The organism is Streptomyces coelicoflavus, assembly GCF_045041415.1.
Taxonomy (GTDB): Bacteria; Actinomycetota; Actinomycetes; order Streptomycetales; family Streptomycetaceae; genus Streptomyces; species Streptomyces coelicoflavus.
Genome location: NZ_CP108218.1, coordinates 4,931,141 through 4,947,271, shown reverse-complemented (window position 1 = coordinate 4,947,271; position 16,131 = coordinate 4,931,141). Strand labels below are relative to the sequence as shown.

The window sequence follows — 16,131 nt, the reverse complement described above, 5'->3', positions numbered from 1 at the left end:
GACACCTGCCCGTGGCTCACCCCACCCGCCGTGCCCCCGCCGAAGGCACCGCCTCGAACACGCGCGGGGTCTTGTAGCCGGCCGCCGCGAAGGCGTTCTCGACGGCCTTGGTGACGGGGTCCACGTCGGCGGCCTCCACCAGGACGATCGCCGAGCCGCCGAAGCCGCCGCCGGTCATGCGGGCGCCGAGGGCGCCGGAGGCGAGGGCCGTGTCGACGACCAGGTCCAGCTCGGGGCAGGAGATGCGGAAGTCGTCGCGCAGCGAGGCGTGGCCCTCGACGAGGACGGGGCCGATGGCCCGGGTGTCGCCGGACTCCAGGAGCGACACCACGCGTTCCACGCGCTCGTCCTCCGTGACGACGTGCCGGACGAGACGGCGGATCTCCTCCTCGTCACCGAGGCGTTCCAGCGCGGCGTCCAGGTCGGCGTAGGGCACGTCGCGCAGGGCGTCGACGCCCAGGAGCGCGGCGCCCTTCTCGCAGCCGGCCCGGCGCTTGCCGTACTCGCCCTCGCTGTGGGAGTGCTTGACGCGGGTGTCGACGACCAGCAGGCGCATGCCCTCGGCGGCGAGGTCGAAGGGGATCTGGCGCTGGGAGAGGTCGCGGGTGTCGAGGAAGAGGGCGTGGCCCTCCTCGCAGCAGGCGGAGGCCGTCTGGTCCATGATGCCGACGGGGGCACCCACGTAGACGTTCTCCGCGCGCTGGCACAGCCTGGCCAGCTGCCAGCCGCGCAGGCCGAGGGAGTTGAGGTCGTTCAGCGCCAGGGCGAGGACGACCTCCAGGGCCGCGGAGGAGGACAGGCCCGCGCCCGAGGGGACCGTGGAGGCCAGGTGGACGTCGGCGCCGGTCAGCTCGTGGCCCGCCTCGCGCAGCGCCCAGACGACGCCCGAGGGGTACGCGGTCCAGGACTTGTCCGAGCCGGGGGCGAGGTCGGCGACGCGCAGTTCGACCGGGTCGGCCGCGATGTCCGCCGAGTGCAGGCGCAGGATGCCGTCGTCGCGCCGGGAGACGGCCGCGACGGCCTGGTGCGGCAGGGCGAACGGCATGACGAAGCCGTCGTTGTAGTCGGTGTGTTCCCCGATGAGGTTCACCCGGCCCGGCGCCGCCCACACTCCCTCCGGCTCCGCCCCGTACAGCTCCCGGAACCGCTCGCCGACGGTCCTCGCGACAGCCTCGTCCATGCCTCTGACCCCTCGCCCTTTTCGGTAAGTCCGTGCGTGCCGTGCGTTCTAGACCGCGCGTCGCTGCGCGAACTCCCACGCGTCCGACACGATGCCCGCGAGGTCCGCGCGGGACGGGTTCCAGCCCAGTTTCTCGCGGGCGGTGTCCGCCGAGGCCACCAGGACCGCCGGGTCGCCGCCCCGGCGCGGGGCCACGACCTCGGGGATCGGGTGGCCCGTCACCCGCCGCACCGTCTCGACGACCTCGCGGACGGAGAAGCCGTTGCCGTTGCCCAGGTTGCAGATGAGGTGCTCGCCCGGGGTGGCGGCCGCCACGGCCAGGAGGTGGGCCTCGGCCAGGTCGGCGACGTGGATGTAGTCGCGTACGCAGGTGCCGTCCGGCGTCGGGTAGTCGTCGCCGAAGACGGAGATGGCCTCGCGGCGGCCCTGCGCGACCTGGAGGACCAGCGGAATGAGGTGCGACTCGGGGTCGTGGCGCTCGCCGTACTCGCCGTACGCGCCCGCGACGTTGAAGTAGCGCAGGGAGACCGCGCCCAGGCCGTGGGCGGCCGCCTCGCCGGTGATCATGTGGTCGACGGCGAGCTTCGAGGCGCCGTACGGGTTCGTGGGCTTCGTCGGCGCGGTCTCGACGATCGGGACCTGCTCGGGCTCGCCGTAGGTGGCGGCGGTGGAGGAGAAGACGAGGCGGCGGACGCCCGCGCCGCGCATGGCCTCCAGCAGGGCCATGGTGCCGCCGACGTTGTTGTCCCAGTACTTCTCGGGCTTCACGACCGACTCGCCGACCTGGGAGAAGGCGGCGAAGTGCAGCACGCCGTCGAAGGAGGGATCCATCCACTTGGCGGCATCGCGGATGTCGCCCTCGATGAACGTGGCGCCCGCCGGCACGCCCTCGCGGAAACCCGTCGAGAGGTTGTCGAGGACGACGACCGCGTGGCCGGCCTCCAGCAGATGCTGGGCGACGACGCTGCCGACGTAACCCGCACCACCTGTCACCAGGTACTTCCCGCTCATGAACTCGCTACCTCTCGCAGACGCTCGGCCGCGCGCTCCGGGGGCACGTCGTTGATGAACACGTTCATGCCGGACTCGGAGCCCGCGAGGAACTTCAGCTTGCCCGAAGTGCGGCGGATGGTGAAAAGCTCCAGGTGCAGCGCGAAGTCGTCCCGCGTCACGCCCTCGAACTCCTCCAGCTGCCCGAACGGCGCCTGGTGCCAGGCCGCGATGTAGGGCGTCGGAGGCTCTCCCTCGCCGAAGATCCGGTCGAAGCGCCTCAAGAGTTCCAGATAGACCTGGGGGAACTCTGTGCGCGCCGCCTCGTCGAGGCCGAGCAGGTCCGGCACCCGCCGCTTCGGGTAGAGGTGCACCTCGTACGGCCAGTGCGCGGCGTACGGCACGAAGGCGGCCCAGTGCTCGCCCTCCAGGACGACCCGGTCGCCGGACAGCTCCTCCGCGAGGACGGAGTCGAACAGGTTCTCCCCGCCGGTCGCGTCCTTGTGGGCTGCGAGTGAACGCAGCATCAGGGCGGTGCGCGGGGTGGTGAACGGGTAGGCGTAGATCTGCCCGTGCGGGTGACCCAGCGTCACGCCGATCTCGGCGCCCCTGTTCTCGAAGCAGAACACCTGGTCGACGGAGGGCAGATGGGACAGCTCGGAGGTGCGGTCCGTCCAGGCGTCCAGCACGAGCCGGGCCTGGTCCTCGCTCAGGTCGGCGAACGAGGCGTCGTGGTCGGAGGTGAAGCAGACGACCTCGCAGCGGCCGGAGTCGCCGGCCAGCGAGGGGAAGCGGTTCTCGAAGACCACGACGTCGTACGACGAGTCCGGGATCTCGCTCAGGCGGTCGCCGCGCGAGGGGCACAGCGGGCACTGGTCGGCCGGCGGGTGGTAGGTGCGGCCCTGGCGGTGCGAGGCGACGGCGACCGAGTCGCCGAGCAGCGGGTCGCGGCGGATCTCGGAGGTGGTGACGGTCCGCTCCAGCGGACGGCGGTCCGCGGCGTCGCGCACGGTGTCGTCCCGCAGGTCGTAGTAGACCAGCTCACGGCCGTCGGCCAGCCGGGTCGAGGTCTTCTTCACTGCCGCTCTCCTCTGTACCGACCCATGACGGTCGCCAAGGACACCCATCAATCACCGAACACAATCAAACATAACACGCCACAACCCACCATGACCGCCTCTGCGGCGCCGGTTCATCACAATCAAACAAAGTTCATCACCAGAAGTGTTCAATTACTGAACGCGGAGGCGTAGGTTCCGCTCCGGATCAGTTCGCGAACGAAGCGAGTGCTTAATGCAAACCCCCACAAGCTCCACCTATCTAGCCGCAGAGCTTCGACTCCCCACCAACTGGCTCGACTACACGATCCTCGGGATCTACTTCCTGGTCGTCCTGGGCATCGGCTTCGCCGCCCGCCGGTCGGTCAAGACGAGCCTGGACTTCTTCCTGTCCGGCCGTTCGCTGCCCGCCTGGGTCACCGGCCTCGCCTTCGTCGCCGCCAACCTGGGTGCCACCGAGATCCTCGGCATGGCCGCCAACAGCGCCCAGTACGGCGTCTACACGACCCACTGGTACTGGATCGGCGCCATCCCGGCGATGGTCTTCCTCGGCCTGGTGATGATGCCGTTCTACTACGGCTCGAAGGTCCGCTCGGTCCCGGAGTTCCTGCTGCTCCGCTTCGACAAGGCCTCCCACCTGCTCAGTTCGGCCCTGTTCGCCGTCGCGGCCATCCTGATCGCGGGCGTGAACCTCTACGCCCTCGCGATCGTCGTCGAGGCGCTGCTGGGCTGGCCGGAGTGGGTGGCCATCGTGGTGGCCGGCTTCTTCGTCCTGGCCTACATCACCCTGGGCGGCCTCTCCTCGGCCATCTACAACGAGGTCCTCCAGTTCTTCGTGATCCTGGCCGGCCTCATCCCGATCACCATCCTGGGCCTGAAGAAGGTCGGCGGCTGGGACGGCCTGTCCGACTCCCTCTCCCAGTCCCACGGTTCGGACTTCATGACGGCCTGGGGCGGCACGGGCATCGGCAGCGAGAACCCGCTCGGTGCCAACTGGCTGACCATCGTGCTCGGTCTCGGCTTCGTGCTTTCCTTCGGCTACTGGACGACGAACTTCGCCGAGGTGCAGCGCGCCCTGTCGGCGAAGAACCTCTCGGCCGCCCAGCGCACACCGCTGATCGCGGCGTTCCCGAAGATCTTCATCGTGTTCGTGGTGATGATCCCGGGCCTGGTCGCCGCGGTCCTGGTCCCGAAGATCGGCACGCCCGGCTCGGACCTCCAGTACAACGACGCGATCCCGTACCTCATGCAGCAACTGCTGCCCAACGGCGTCCTCGGCATCGCGGTGACCGGTCTGCTGGCCGCCTTCATGGCCGGCATGGCGGCCAACATCTCGTCCTTCAACACCGTCTTCACGACCGACATCTGGCAGAAGTACGTGGTGAAGGACCGTGAGGACGGCTACTACGTCCGCTTCGGGCGCCTGATCACGGTCATCGGCGTGCTGGCCTCGATCGGCACGGCGTTCCTGGCCTCGTCGTTCTCGAACATCATGAGCTACCTCCAGACGCTCTTCTCCTTCTTCAACGTGCCGATGTTCGTGGTCTTCATCATCGGCATGTTCTGGAAGCGGGCGTCGATGAAGTCCGGCTTCTGGGGGCTGATCGCGGGTACCACGGCGGCGATGGTGAACTACTTCGTCATCTACAAGCAGGGCATCATCGACATCCCCTCCGACCAGGGCGCCAACTTCGTCTCCGCGATCGCGGGGTTCGTCGCCGGTGCGGTGGTCATGGTCGCGGTGTCCCTGTTCACCGCGCCGAAGCCCGCCACCGAACTCCAGGGCCTGGTCTACGGCACGACCTCTCCCGGCATGGCGGAGCCGCCCGCCAAGGGGGACGACGCGTGGTACCGCAAGCCGGCGCTGCTGGGCTGGGGGGCGGTCGTCCTGGCCGCCGCCTGCTACATCCCGTTCTCGTTCTGATCGCGGGAGGATTGAGAGAACATGTCTGATTCCTACTCCGACAAGAACCTTCAGGACGAGGTCTCCGAGCTGGAGACCAAGTCCGTCACCGCCGCGCGGCTCTTCGACATCCGGCGGATCATCGGCGGGCTGTTCGTGATCTACGGCGTCATCGTGACGATCGCGGGGTTCGCGGCGTCCGACGACGAGATCGACAAGGCGCAGGGGGTGAACATCAATCTGTGGACCGGGGTGGGGATGCTGGTCCTGGGGGTCTTCTTCCTGGTCTGGCTGAAGCTGCGGCCTGCGGCTCCGCCTGCGCCGCCGTTGGAAGAGGGCGGCGGGGAGGAGTGACGGTACGTCGCTGACGCCGGGTCTGTGCTCTCCGGGTGCCCAGCGTGGGGGTGGGCGCGGGGTGGGGTGCGCGGCCCGGCGCTGCCGGGGTGCCGCTGCGCCCACCCGTGCCGCCCCAGCGGCACGACTGCCCGCAGCTCAGGCGGCACGACTGCCCGCAGTTACGACGGGGTGGAGGCTGCCCGGTCCAGCAGGCCGGTGCGGGCGGCCAGGGCTGCTGCCTCCAGGCGGGAGCCGACGCCCAGTTTCATCAGGACGCGCTGGACGTGGGTGCGGGCCGTGGACGGGGCGATGCCCATGCCGGCCGCGATCAGGCGGGTGTCCTCGCCGTCCGCGACCCGTACCAGCACCTCCACCTCCCTCGGTGTCAGCATCTGCAGCAGCCGCTGTCCCTCGTCGTCGGGCTGGGCCGCCGGGTTCAGCAGCTCGCCGAAGGCCCCCTGCAGCAACGCCGGCGCCACCGCCGCCTCCCCGGCCCGCGCCTTCATGATCGCCCGCTCGACGCCCTCTATGCGCTCGTCGTGCCGTACGTACCCCGACGCCCCCGCGGCGAACGCCGCCGCGATGCCGCGCGGGCTCGGCACCGGTCCCAGCACCAGTACGGCCACCTGCGGACGCTCCCGCTTGATCCGGGCCACCGGGTCGAAGATCCCCGGCTCGGCCGGTGCCGCGGTCCCCAGCAGGCAGACCTCGGGTGCCCTGCTGATGACCAGCTCCGCCGCGCCCGCGGCCGGTGCCGCCGCGGCCAGCACCCGGTGTCCCCGCAGCTTCAGTGCCGAGGCCAGCGCCTCGGCGTGCAAACGGTGATCGTCGACCACCATGAGCCGTACTCCCATGGAGCAACCCCCCAGTCACTCTGTCCCACCCCGGCATGCCCCCGGCATGCCCCCGGCATGTCCCCGGAAGCTACACGCTGGGCCGCCCGCGCGCTGCCCCTACCGGCGAGAACCGTCCCGGAGCACCGAAATCCCCCGCGGCACCCTCCCGCGACGCGGCCGGCCCCGCCCCCCTGCGACTTCCGTTCTAGTGGTCGTTGCAACACCCCAGCTTGAAGGGGTGCTCGATGGGCTTCGAGATCCGGAAGGACAAGCAGACCAGGGGGGCGAAGCTCCGGCGTGAGCGGGAGGAATACTTCCGGCTCGTGGACCTGGGCTACAGCAACAAAGAGGCGAGCAAGCTCGTCGGCATCAACATCCGGACCGGCCGCGAGTGGAGGAACGGCCGGCCCGAAGGACGCAAAAGCGCCCGAGGCCACCTGCGCACATCGTGCGGGTGGCCTCGGGCGCTCCTTCGCGTTTTCTGACGGAAACCGAACGAATCCACATAGCCGACCGGGTACGGGAGAAGGCCACCGTCCGCGCCATCGCGGCGGAGCTGGGCCGCAGCCCGTCCACGATCAGCCGCGAGATCCGGCGCAACCGCAGCGTCCTGCCAGACGGCCGCTGGTACTACCGGCCCCACGCGGCCCAGCGGCGGGCCGACGCCCGCCGGCCACGTCCCAAGCCGGGCAGGATCGGCCAGAACCCGGAGCTGCGAGACTTCATCCAGGACCATCTCACCAAGCGCTGGAGCCCGGAGCAGATCTGCCACGCTCTGCGCAGACGCTTCCCTGACCGGCCGGAGATGCACGTGGTCCACGAGACGATCTACCAGGCCCTCTACGTCCAGGGCCGCGGAGAACTTCGGCGAGAACTGACCCGGGCCCTGCGTTCTGGGCGGGTCCGCCGCAGGCCGCACCGCCAGGCCGCCAAGCGCCAGCCGCGGTTCACCGGCAACATGCTGATGATCAGCGACCGGCCGGCCGAGGCCGCCGACCGTGCCGTCCCCGGGCACTGGGAGGGGGACCTCATCGTCGGCGCCCGGCACAAGTCCGCGATCGGCACCCTGGTCGAACGCGCCACCCGGTACGTCATGCTGGTCCACCTGCCGGACGGCCACCAAGCCGAGCACTTTCACAAGGCCCTGGCCGAGACCGTCGCCCAACTTCCGCCCCACCTGCGGCGGTCGCTGACGTGGGACCAGGGCAACGAGATGGCCAGCCACCACGTCTTCTCCACGGCAACCGACATGCCGGTCTACTTCTGCAACCCCGGCAGTCCCTGGCAGCGCGGCTCGAACGAAAACACCAACGGCCTGCTCCGGCAGTACTTCCCCAAGGGCACCAACCTCGCCCAGCACAGCCGCGAGGACCTCGACACGGTCGCGGCCGAGCTCAACGCCAGACCGCGAAAGACGCTCGGCTGGGAAACCCCAGCCGAGCGCCTCGCTAAGCTCCTGGCGACAACCAGTTGATCACTGTGTTGCGACGATCCCTGGAATCTGCCCGACAGGGGGCGGGGCCGGAACGGTCACCCGGGCGACGACGTCGGCGACGGCGTCGGCGTCAGCCGCTGGTGCCGAAGCCGATCGCCAGGTACTCCTTCTCGTCCGAGCTGCTCCGCTCGCTGGCGTACACCTCGGACATGTACAGGTGCCCCTGCGCGTAGATCACCTCGGAGTAGTCCGGCGACATGCTGGACTCGACGTCCCGCACCGCCTCCGTCGCCGGGTTCTCCAGCAGCGTCGTCTGCTTGAACGTGGCGCCGTCGATGCTCACGATCTGGCCGCCCTTGTCGTAGGGCGGGCGCTTGTAGGCGATCACGTTGCCGCCGTCCATGCGCAGCGGGGTGATCGTGTAGTCGTCGCCGGAGTCCGCGCGCTGGCCGGTCTGCTTGCCGGTGGCCAGGTCGAAGGCGACGACCTCGTTGGCCCGGCTGTACGACTCGCCGCCGCCCTCGTGCTCCTCGGTGGCGATGTAGAGCTTGCCGTTGCCGGCCGCCAGCCCCTTGCAGCTCTCGGGCTTGGTGATGCTGTCGCAGCGGGCGGCGAACTGGTCGCCGGGCGCCGAAATGCGGGTGAGCAGCTTGCCGGTCTTGTTGTCGATGGAGAAGAAGTCCGAGATGCCGCTGCCGTCACCGGCGGAGTCGCCGACGTCGGCGGCCACGACCAGCGGGTTGGTCGACACGACGGCCGCGTAGTCGATGCCCTTGGCCATCTTGTACTCGGAGAGCACCTTCCCGCTCTTGGGGTCGATGGTCTGGATGTTCAGCTGCCGCGCGTCGTACGTACCGCACTTGCGCACGGCGACCAGCTTCTCGCCGCCGCCGTAGCCCGCGTCGTAGCAGGTGTCGGCCGGCTTCGGGGACCAGAGGATGTCGCCCTTGGCGATGTCGAAGGCGACACCGCCGTCGGAGCTGCCCGCGGCGACGGTGTCACCGCTGATCGTGACGTTGTCGAAGTCGATGGGCCCCTCGCCGGCGGTCTTCGTCCAGACCTTCTTCCCGGCGTCCAGGTCGAGGACGGCGACCTGGCTGCAGCCGTGGGCGGGCTCCGCCTTGGTCGGCATCTCGGACTCGTAGACGATCACCGTCTTGTTGTCGTCGGTGACGCGCGGGGTGACGGCGCAGACGGGGCCTTCCAGCTTGATCGTCCACTTCTTGCTGCCCTTGTCGGGGTCGTAGCCGACGACCTCGGCGATACCGCTCTTGGCGTACACCTTGTCGGTGAGCCAGGAGCCGGAGACGTCGGCGGTGCCGTCGTCCTTGGTGACCGCGGGCATGGGGACCTGGAAGAGTACCTTGGCGGCGGGGTCGGAGGGCGCCTTCTCCACGGCACCGGAGGACGTGCCGCCGTCGCCGCCCTTCTGGTCCGTACCGCCGTCGCCGCCCTTGCCGCCACTGGTGCCGGCGGTGTCCTTCTTGCCGTCGTCCTTGCCGGAGGAACCGGCGTACCAGACCCCGCCGCCGATGATCAGCGCGATCGCGACGACGGCCGCGACGATGATCGCGACCTGGGCGTTGATCTTCCGGCCGCCACCGCCCGGGCCGCCCCCGGCCTGGGGCTGCATGGGCATCGTCTGGGGCTGGTAGCCGTAGCCGGGCTGTCCCGGCTGGACGGGCTGCCCCGGCTGGCCGTAGGGCGGCGTCGGCTGCCCGTACGGTCCCGGCTGACCGGGCTGTCCCGGCTGCTGACCGGGGTAGCCGTACCCCGGCTGGGGCTGGGGCGGCGTCTGCGGGTAGCCGTAGCCCGGCTGCTGGGGCGGCGGTCCCGCGGGCGGGGCCGGCGGGGCCGGGGGTGTCTGCGGGTAGCCGTAGCCCGGCTGCTGGGGAGCCTTGCCCAGGTCGGGCCCGGAGGGCGGCGTGGGCGGCTGCTGCGGCTGCTGCGGCTGCTGCGGCGGGCCGAAGCCGCCCCCCTGCGGGGGCTGGTGGGGCGGCGGGGGCGGCGGCTGGGTCATGACGTGAGCACCTCGGTGAGCGGAGACGACGGGGACGGAACGGGCCGCGGGAGCGCGCCCGGAGCGGCGGCCGGGGAATCGGCCAGGGAATCGGCCGGAGAAGAGGTCACTTGCCGTAGGCGAGCATCAACTTCTCCTTCGACTCGTCGTTTCCGTTCAGACGGGTGGTGGAGATGAAGAACCGCCCGTCGACCCAGTCGATGTCCTTGGAGTAGAAGCCGTTCTCGATGTCCGCGACGCCCTGCGGGTTCTGGAGCAGCTTGGACGGCTTGTGGTCGCTGCCGCCGGTCGGGATGGACACGATCTGGCCGCCGGCGTCGTAGGACGGCTGGACGTACGCGATGAGCTGGTCGTCCTCGATCTTGACCGGAGTCATCGACTCGTCCGCCGGGGACTTGGTGCGCCACTTCTCCTTGCCGCTGGCGAGGTCGATCGCGACGATCTCGTTGGCGCCGCTCGTCGCCTTGGTCGGCAGGTAGAGGGTGTTCCCGGCGACGGCCACGCCCGAGCAGCCCTGGAGGTCGCGTTCGAGGATGGCCCAGCCGCACTCGGGGGCGAAGTCCTCGTCGACGCCGACCTGTTCCTGGACCTTGCCCTTCGCGGTGAACGAGGAGATGTTCCAGACCTTCTTGTCCTCGTTGGTGGCGTAGACGACGAGCGGGTCGACGGAGTAGGCGCGGGCGATCCGCCAGCCCTTCTCGTACTTGTAGGTCCACAGGACCTTGCCGGTCTTCGGGTCGAGCCCCTGGAGCTCGTCGTGCGCGTTGTTGCCGCCGGCGCCGCAGGAGGCGACCTGGACGAGCTTCTTCGCGCTGCCCGCGAACCCGGCGGGGAAGCAGGCGTCGCCGTACTTCTTCTTCTCGTACAGCTTCTTGCCGCTGCGGACGTCGTAGGCGGTGCCGGACTGGGAGCGGCCGACCATCATGACGTCGCCGCTGAGCGAGAGTTCGAGGGAGAGGGTGGAGTCGAAGAGGTCACCCTCGGCGACCTTCTCCGACCAGCCCTTCTCGCCGGTGGCGAGGTCGATCTCCTGGAGCTGGTTGCACTTGGCGCGGTCGCTGGAGCCGCTCATGTACGCGACGACGATCTTGTCCGCGGCCGTCTTCTCGGGGGTGACCGAGCAGATCTTCTCCGGGAAGGTGACCGGCTCCCAGGTGGGCTTGCCGTCCCCGACGTTGTAGGCGAAGACCTGCTTGTAGGCCGCCTTCACCGCGGCCTTGTCGGTGATCCACATGCCGTCGGCGTCGGCGCCGGAACCGGGGGCGTCGGGCGCTTCCTTGTACCAGAGCACCTTGGACTCGCCGGCCTGGCGGCCCTCGTTGAGGTTCTCGGGGTCCTCGCCGCCGTCGCCGCCGCCGTCACCGGGGTTGACCGGGGCGCCGCTCTTGGAGCCGGTGGGCTTGGGGTCGTCGCTCTTGCCCGCGACGGGCTTCTTGTCCTTGTCGTCGCCGCCGCTCGCGGTGACCGCCCACACGCTGCCGCCGATGACGAGCAGGGCCGCGACGGCGGCACCGATCACGAGGGCGGGCTTGCCCTTGAAGGGGTTGCGCGACCCCGGGCCGCCGGGCGGCGGGGTACCGGGGGCGCCGGGGTACTGCTGCTGCGGGTAGCCGTAGCCGGGCTGCTGGCCGTACGGCCCGGGCTGCTGCGGCTGGGCGTACGGGCCGGAGTTGTACGGTCCGGGCTGCTGGCCGTACGGCCCGGGCTGGCCGGGCTGTCCCGGCTGCTGCGGATAGCCGTAGCCCGGCTGCTGCGGCGGCGGGCCGGACGGCGGTCCCTGCGGGGGCGGCGGGGTCGGTGCCCCGAAGCCGCCCGGAGGCGGGTTCTGCGGCGCTCCGAAACCTCCCGGAGGCGGGTCCTGCGGTGCTCCGAAGCCACCCGGCTGCGGCGGCTGATTCGGCGGCTGGCTCATCAGCGCGTTCCCCCTTATTGCTCACTCACTGATTTTTAGCCACGCCCCGGGTCACGCGCTGGCCCCGGAGTCGTCAAAGGCGATGGTTCACACTGCCTAGGACCGTGCTCGGACAGTCCTCGGACGGCCTTTCTATCACCCGCGGCCAACCCCCCACCGGGCCGCGTCCACCCCTGTTCCCAAGGGCGGACCGGCCCGTGATGCCTCCGTTACGCGCCTTCACGCCGCCTTTACACCACCCGCGCCCCCCGCACGCAGGAAGCTCAGGCGTCCTCGGCCAGTTCCAGCCAGCGCATCTCCAGCTCGTCGCGCTGTCCGGTCAGCTCGCGCAGCTCGGCGTCCAGTTCGGCCACCTTCGCGAAGTCCGTGGCGTTCTCCGCGATTTGGGCGTGCAGCTTGGTCTCCTTCTCGGAGACCTTGTCCAGCTGGCGCTCGATCTTCTGGAGTTCCTTCTTGGCGGCGCGCACGTCGGCGGCGCTCTTCTCGGGCACGGCGGCGGCGGGCTTGGCCGCCACGGCCGGGGCGCTGGACGCGGCGGACTCCTCCATGCGGCGGCGTCGCTCCAGGTACTCGTCGATGCCGCGCGGCAGCATGCGCAGCGCGCCGTCGCCGAGGAGCGCGAAGACGCGGTCGGTGGTCCGCTCGACGAAGAACCGGTCGTGGGAGATGACGACCATCGAGCCGGGCCAGCCGTCGAGGACGTCCTCGAGCTGGGTCAGGGTCTCGATGTCGAGGTCGTTGGTGGGCTCGTCGAGGAAGAGGACGTTGGGCTCGTCCATGAGGAGCCGCAGCAGCTGGAGCCGCCGCCGCTCACCGCCGGACAGGTCGCCGACCGGCGTCCACTGCTTCTCCTTGCCGAAGCCGAAGGTCTCGCACAGCTGTCCGGCGGTCATCTCGCGGCCCTTGCCGAGGTCGACGCGCTCGCGGACGCGCTGCACGGCCTCCAGTACCCGCCAGTCGGGGTCCAGCTCGGCGACCTCCTGCGACAGGTACGCGAGCTTGACGGTCCTGCCGACCTTCACCTGCCCGCCCGCCGGCTGCCGCTCGCCGTCGCTGCGGGCGGCCTCGGCCATGGCGCGCAGCAGGGAGGTCTTGCCGGCGCCGTTGACCCCGACCAGGCCGATGCGGTCGCCGGGGCCGAGCTGCCAGGTGACGTGCTTGAGCAGCACCTTGGGACCGGCCTGGACGGTGACGTCCTCCAGGTCGAACACGGTCTTGCCGAGCCGTGAGGAGGCGAACTTCATCAGCTCGCTGCTGTCCCGGGGCGGCGGCACGTCGGCGATCAGCTCGTTGGCGGCCTCGACGCGGAAGCGGGGCTTGGACGTCCGCGCGGGCGCCCCGCGCCGCAGCCAGGCCAGCTCCTTGCGGACCAGGTTCTGCCGCTTGGTCTCCTCGGTGGCGGCGATGCGCTCGCGCTCGGCGCGGGCGAAGACGTAGTCGGAGTAGCCGCCCTCGTACTCGTAGACGTCGCCCTTCTGCACGTCCCACATGCGGGTGCAGACCTGGTCGAGGAACCACCGGTCGTGGGTGACGCACACGAGCGCGGAGCGCCGCTCGCGCAGGTGCTTGGCGAGCCAGGCGATGCCCTCGACGTCGAGGTGGTTGGTGGGCTCGTCGAGGACGACGAGGTCCTGCTCCTCGATGAGCAGCTTGGCCAGCGCGATCCGGCGCCGCTCGCCGCCGGAGAGCGGTCCGATGACGGTGTCGAGGCCCTGCGGGAACCCCGGCATGTCGAGCCCGCCGAACAGCCCGGTCAGCACGTCCCGGACCTTGGCGTTGCCCGCCCACTCGTGGTCGGCCATGTCGCCGATGACCTCGTGCCGGACGGTGGCGGCGGGGTCGAGGGAGTCGTGCTGGGTGAGCACGCCGAGCCGCAGCCCGCCGGAGTGGGTGACCCGCCCGGTGTCGGGCTCCTCCAGCCTGGCCAGCATCCGGATCATGGTCGTCTTGCCGTCGCCGTTGCGCCCGACGACACCGATGCGGTCCCCCTCGGAGACGCCGAGGGAGACGCCGTCGAGGAGTGCACGGGTGCCGTACACCTTGCTGACGTTCTCGACATTGACCAGATTGACGGCCATTTCTCTCCTGCCTGGGGGATCACTCGACCCTCCAGGGTAGTCCGGCCGCCGTGGGCCTCAGTCCAGGACGGTCGCCCCCGGCACCGCTCCGGATGCCGTACGCACGTCGCGGCAGGTCCCCGACGCCCGCAGCACCCCGGCGATGTCGGACGCGGACTTGGCGTCGGTCGCGAGGAAGGCCGTGGTCGGGCCCGAGCCGGAGACCAGGGCCGCCAGCGCTCCCGCCGCCCGGCCCGCCGCGAGGGTGTCGGACAGCTCGGGGAAGAGGGAGAGCGCGGCGGGCTGGAGGTCGTTGGTGAGGGCGACGGCGAGCGCGGCGGCGTCACCCTTGGCGAGGGCGTCGAGCACCGCCTGGTCGGCGGCCGGCTCGGGAATGTCCAGGCCCTCGCCCAGCCGGTCGAACTCGCGGAAGACGGCCGGCGTCGACAGCCCCCGCGCGGCCAGCGCGAACACCCAGTGGAAGTCGCCCCCCACCTCCAGCTCCGCCAGCCGTTCCCCCCGCCCGGTGCCCAGCGCGGCCCCGCCGACCAGGCTGAACGGCACGTCGCTGCCCAGCTCGGAGCAGATCTCGAGCAGCTCCTCGCGGGAGGCGCCGGTGCCCCACAGGGCGTCGCAGGCGAGGAGTGCGCCCGCGCCGTCGGCACTGCCGCCCGCCATGCCGCCGGCGACGGGGATGTCCTTGGCGATGTGGAGGTGGACGTCGGGTGCGCGGCCGTACCGCGCGGCCAGCGCCTCGGCCGCGCGGGCGGCGAGGTTGGTGCGGTCCAGCGGGACCTGGTCGGCGTCGGGCCCCTCGCAGGTGACGCGGAGCCCGTCGGCGGCCGGGGTGGCGGTGATCTCGTCGTAGAGGGAGACGGCGAGGAAGACGTTGGCGAGGTCGTGGAAGCCGTCGGGGCGGGCGGCGCCGACCGCGAGCTGCACGTTGACCTTGGCGGGGACGCGGACCGTCACGCTCACTTGCTCGTCACTCCCTGATTCCCTACTGCTGCTTGTGCTCGGCGATACGCGCGAACTCTTCCACGGTCAGCGCCTCTCCGCGCGCCTGCGGCGACACCCCCGCGCCGACGAGGGCGGCCTCGGCGGCGGCGGCCGACCCCGCCCATCCGGCGAGCGCGGCCCGCAGGGTCTTGCGGCGCTGGGCGAAGGCGGCGTCGACGACGGCGAAGACCTCGGCCTTGGACGCGGTGGTCTTCAGCGGCTCGGTCCGCCGGACGAGTGACACGAGCCCGCTGTCGACGTTCGGCGCGGGCCAGAAGACGTTGCGGCCGATGGAACCGGCCCGCTTGACCTCCGCGTACCAGTTCGCCTTCACGGACGGCACGCCGTACACCTTCGAGCCGGGCCCGGCGGCGAGCCGGTCGGCGACCTCCTTCTGCACCATGACGAGGGTCCGCTCGATGCCCGGGAAGGTGTCGAGCATGTGGAGGAGGACGGGCACGGCGACGTTGTACGGGAGGTTCGCGACCAGCGCGGTCGGGGCGGGGCCCGGCAGCTCGGTGACGTGCATCGCGTCGGAGTGCACGAGGGCGAACCGGTCGGCGCGCTCCGGCATGCGGGCGGCGACGGTGGCGGGCAGGGCGCCGGCGAGTACGTCGTCGATCTCGACGGCGGTGACCCGGTCGGCGGCCTCCAGCAGGGCCAGGGTGAGCGAGCCGAGACCCGGTCCCACCTCGACCACCACGTCGTCGGGGCGTACCTCGGCGGTGCGGACGATACGGCGGACCGTGTTCGCGTCGATGACGAAGTTCTGACCGCGCTGCTTGGTGGGGCGCACGCCGAGGGCCGCCGCGAGTTCGCGGACGTCGGCGGGACCCAGAAGGGCGTCGGGGGCGGGGCTGCTCACCCGCCAAGGGTAGCCGGGGGCGCCTGGGGCTCCGGCCCGCAGCCGTGCCCTGCGGGCGGCTTCGGCTCGCAGTCAGGCGCCGCGGACTGCATCGTGCCCTCCGCCGAGCACCAAGGACGGCCCCAGGCCCGCACCCGGGACGGACGGCCCAGCCACACAGCCAGGCCCCGCAAGCGGCTCCGTGCCCTCGGCCGGACGCCGCGGACGGCCTCATACGCCCTCGGCCGGCACCACGGACGGCCCCGTGGCCGCGCACAGGACGAGCACCCTCACCCACGCGACCGGGCCCCGCGGGCAGCCTCGCCCCCGTAGCCGGGCCCTGCGGGCGGGCTCAGCCCGCAGTCGGGCGCCGCGGACGGCCCTGGGCCCGCACCCGGGACGGACGGCCCAGCCACACAACCAGGCCCCGCAAGCGGCCCCGTGCCCTCGGCCGGACGCCGCGGACGGCCTCAAATGCCCTCGGCCGGCACCACGGACGGCCCCGTGGCCGCGCACAGGACGAGCACCCTCACCCACGCGACCGGGCCCCGCGGGCAGCCT

11 protein-coding genes and 1 pseudogene are annotated in these 16,131 nt (G+C 71.1%); 3 read left to right on the top strand and 9 right to left on the bottom strand.

Going from position 1 to position 16,131, the window contains the following annotated elements; translation table 11 throughout:
- Positions 1–16: 16 nt before the first annotated feature.
- From galK to galT, 3 genes are read right to left on the bottom strand one after another with little or no spacing between them, the layout of a single operon-like run.
- Positions 17–1,180 carry a galactokinase gene (galK, locus tag OHA99_RS22085; protein ID WP_153179459.1) on the bottom strand — a complete coding sequence of 388 codons (1,164 nt, stop codon included), beginning with the start codon at positions 1,178–1,180 and terminating at the stop codon, positions 17–19.
- Positions 1,181–1,228: 48 nt separating this feature from the next.
- Positions 1,229–2,191: a UDP-glucose 4-epimerase GalE gene (galE, locus tag OHA99_RS22080; protein ID WP_405697391.1), complete on the bottom strand. Its 963-nt coding sequence runs from the start codon at positions 2,189–2,191 to the stop codon at positions 1,229–1,231.
- Entirely contained in the window at positions 2,188–3,249 is a 1,062-nt protein-coding gene (galT, locus tag OHA99_RS22075; RefSeq protein WP_366472112.1) for a galactose-1-phosphate uridylyltransferase, read from the bottom strand. Before galT ends, galE begins: the two co-directional genes overlap by 4 nt.
- A 214-nt stretch (positions 3,250–3,463) precedes the next feature.
- Here galT and OHA99_RS22070 point away from each other — a divergent pair, with 214 nt between their 5' ends.
- Both OHA99_RS22070 and OHA99_RS22065 read left to right on the top strand, forming a co-directional pair.
- A complete protein-coding gene (locus tag OHA99_RS22070; RefSeq protein WP_153179456.1) occupies positions 3,464–5,152 on the top strand; it encodes a sodium:solute symporter family protein in 1,689 nt (562 codons plus the stop codon).
- Positions 5,153–5,173: 21 nt separating this feature from the next.
- Positions 5,174–5,485 carry a hypothetical protein gene (locus OHA99_RS22065; protein WP_165685750.1) on the top strand — a complete coding sequence of 104 codons (312 nt, stop codon included), beginning with the start codon at positions 5,174–5,176 and terminating at the stop codon, positions 5,483–5,485.
- Positions 5,486–5,646: 161 nt separating this feature from the next.
- Here OHA99_RS22065 and OHA99_RS22060 read toward each other — a convergent pair whose 3' ends face one another.
- Complete coding sequence (locus OHA99_RS22060; RefSeq protein ID WP_153179454.1) at positions 5,647–6,321, bottom strand: response regulator transcription factor; 675 nt, start codon at positions 6,319–6,321, stop codon at positions 5,647–5,649.
- A gap of 227 nt (positions 6,322–6,548) precedes the next feature.
- Here OHA99_RS22060 and OHA99_RS22055 point away from each other — a divergent pair.
- Positions 6,549–7,777 (top strand): annotated as a pseudogene (locus OHA99_RS22055) (IS30 family transposase).
- Positions 7,778–7,868: 91 nt separating this feature from the next.
- On the opposite strand, the gene OHA99_RS22050 reads toward OHA99_RS22055, so the two are convergent.
- The 5 genes from OHA99_RS22050 to rsmA form a co-directional block, all read right to left on the bottom strand.
- Positions 7,869–9,758: a PQQ-binding-like beta-propeller repeat protein gene (locus OHA99_RS22050; RefSeq protein ID WP_381499077.1), complete on the bottom strand. Its 1,890-nt coding sequence runs from the start codon at positions 9,756–9,758 to the stop codon at positions 7,869–7,871.
- A 106-nt stretch (positions 9,759–9,864) separates the two neighbouring features.
- Complete coding sequence (locus OHA99_RS22045) at positions 9,865–11,670, bottom strand: PQQ-binding-like beta-propeller repeat protein (RefSeq protein ID WP_381499075.1); 1,806 nt, start codon at positions 11,668–11,670, stop codon at positions 9,865–9,867.
- A 263-nt stretch (positions 11,671–11,933) separates the two neighbouring features.
- Complete coding sequence (locus OHA99_RS22040) at positions 11,934–13,748, bottom strand: ABC-F family ATP-binding cassette domain-containing protein (RefSeq protein WP_405697387.1); 1,815 nt, start codon at positions 13,746–13,748, stop codon at positions 11,934–11,936.
- Positions 13,749–13,805: 57 nt separating this feature from the next.
- Entirely contained in the window at positions 13,806–14,705 is a 900-nt protein-coding gene (locus tag OHA99_RS22035) for a 4-(cytidine 5'-diphospho)-2-C-methyl-D-erythritol kinase (RefSeq protein ID WP_153179451.1), read from the bottom strand.
- A 22-nt stretch (positions 14,706–14,727) separates the two neighbouring features.
- Positions 14,728–15,591 (bottom strand): 16S rRNA (adenine(1518)-N(6)/adenine(1519)-N(6))-dimethyltransferase RsmA, encoded by an 864-nt coding sequence (rsmA, locus tag OHA99_RS22030; RefSeq protein ID WP_153179450.1) that lies wholly within the window; start codon positions 15,589–15,591, stop codon positions 14,728–14,730.
- Between the last annotated feature and the right edge of the window lie 540 nt (positions 15,592–16,131).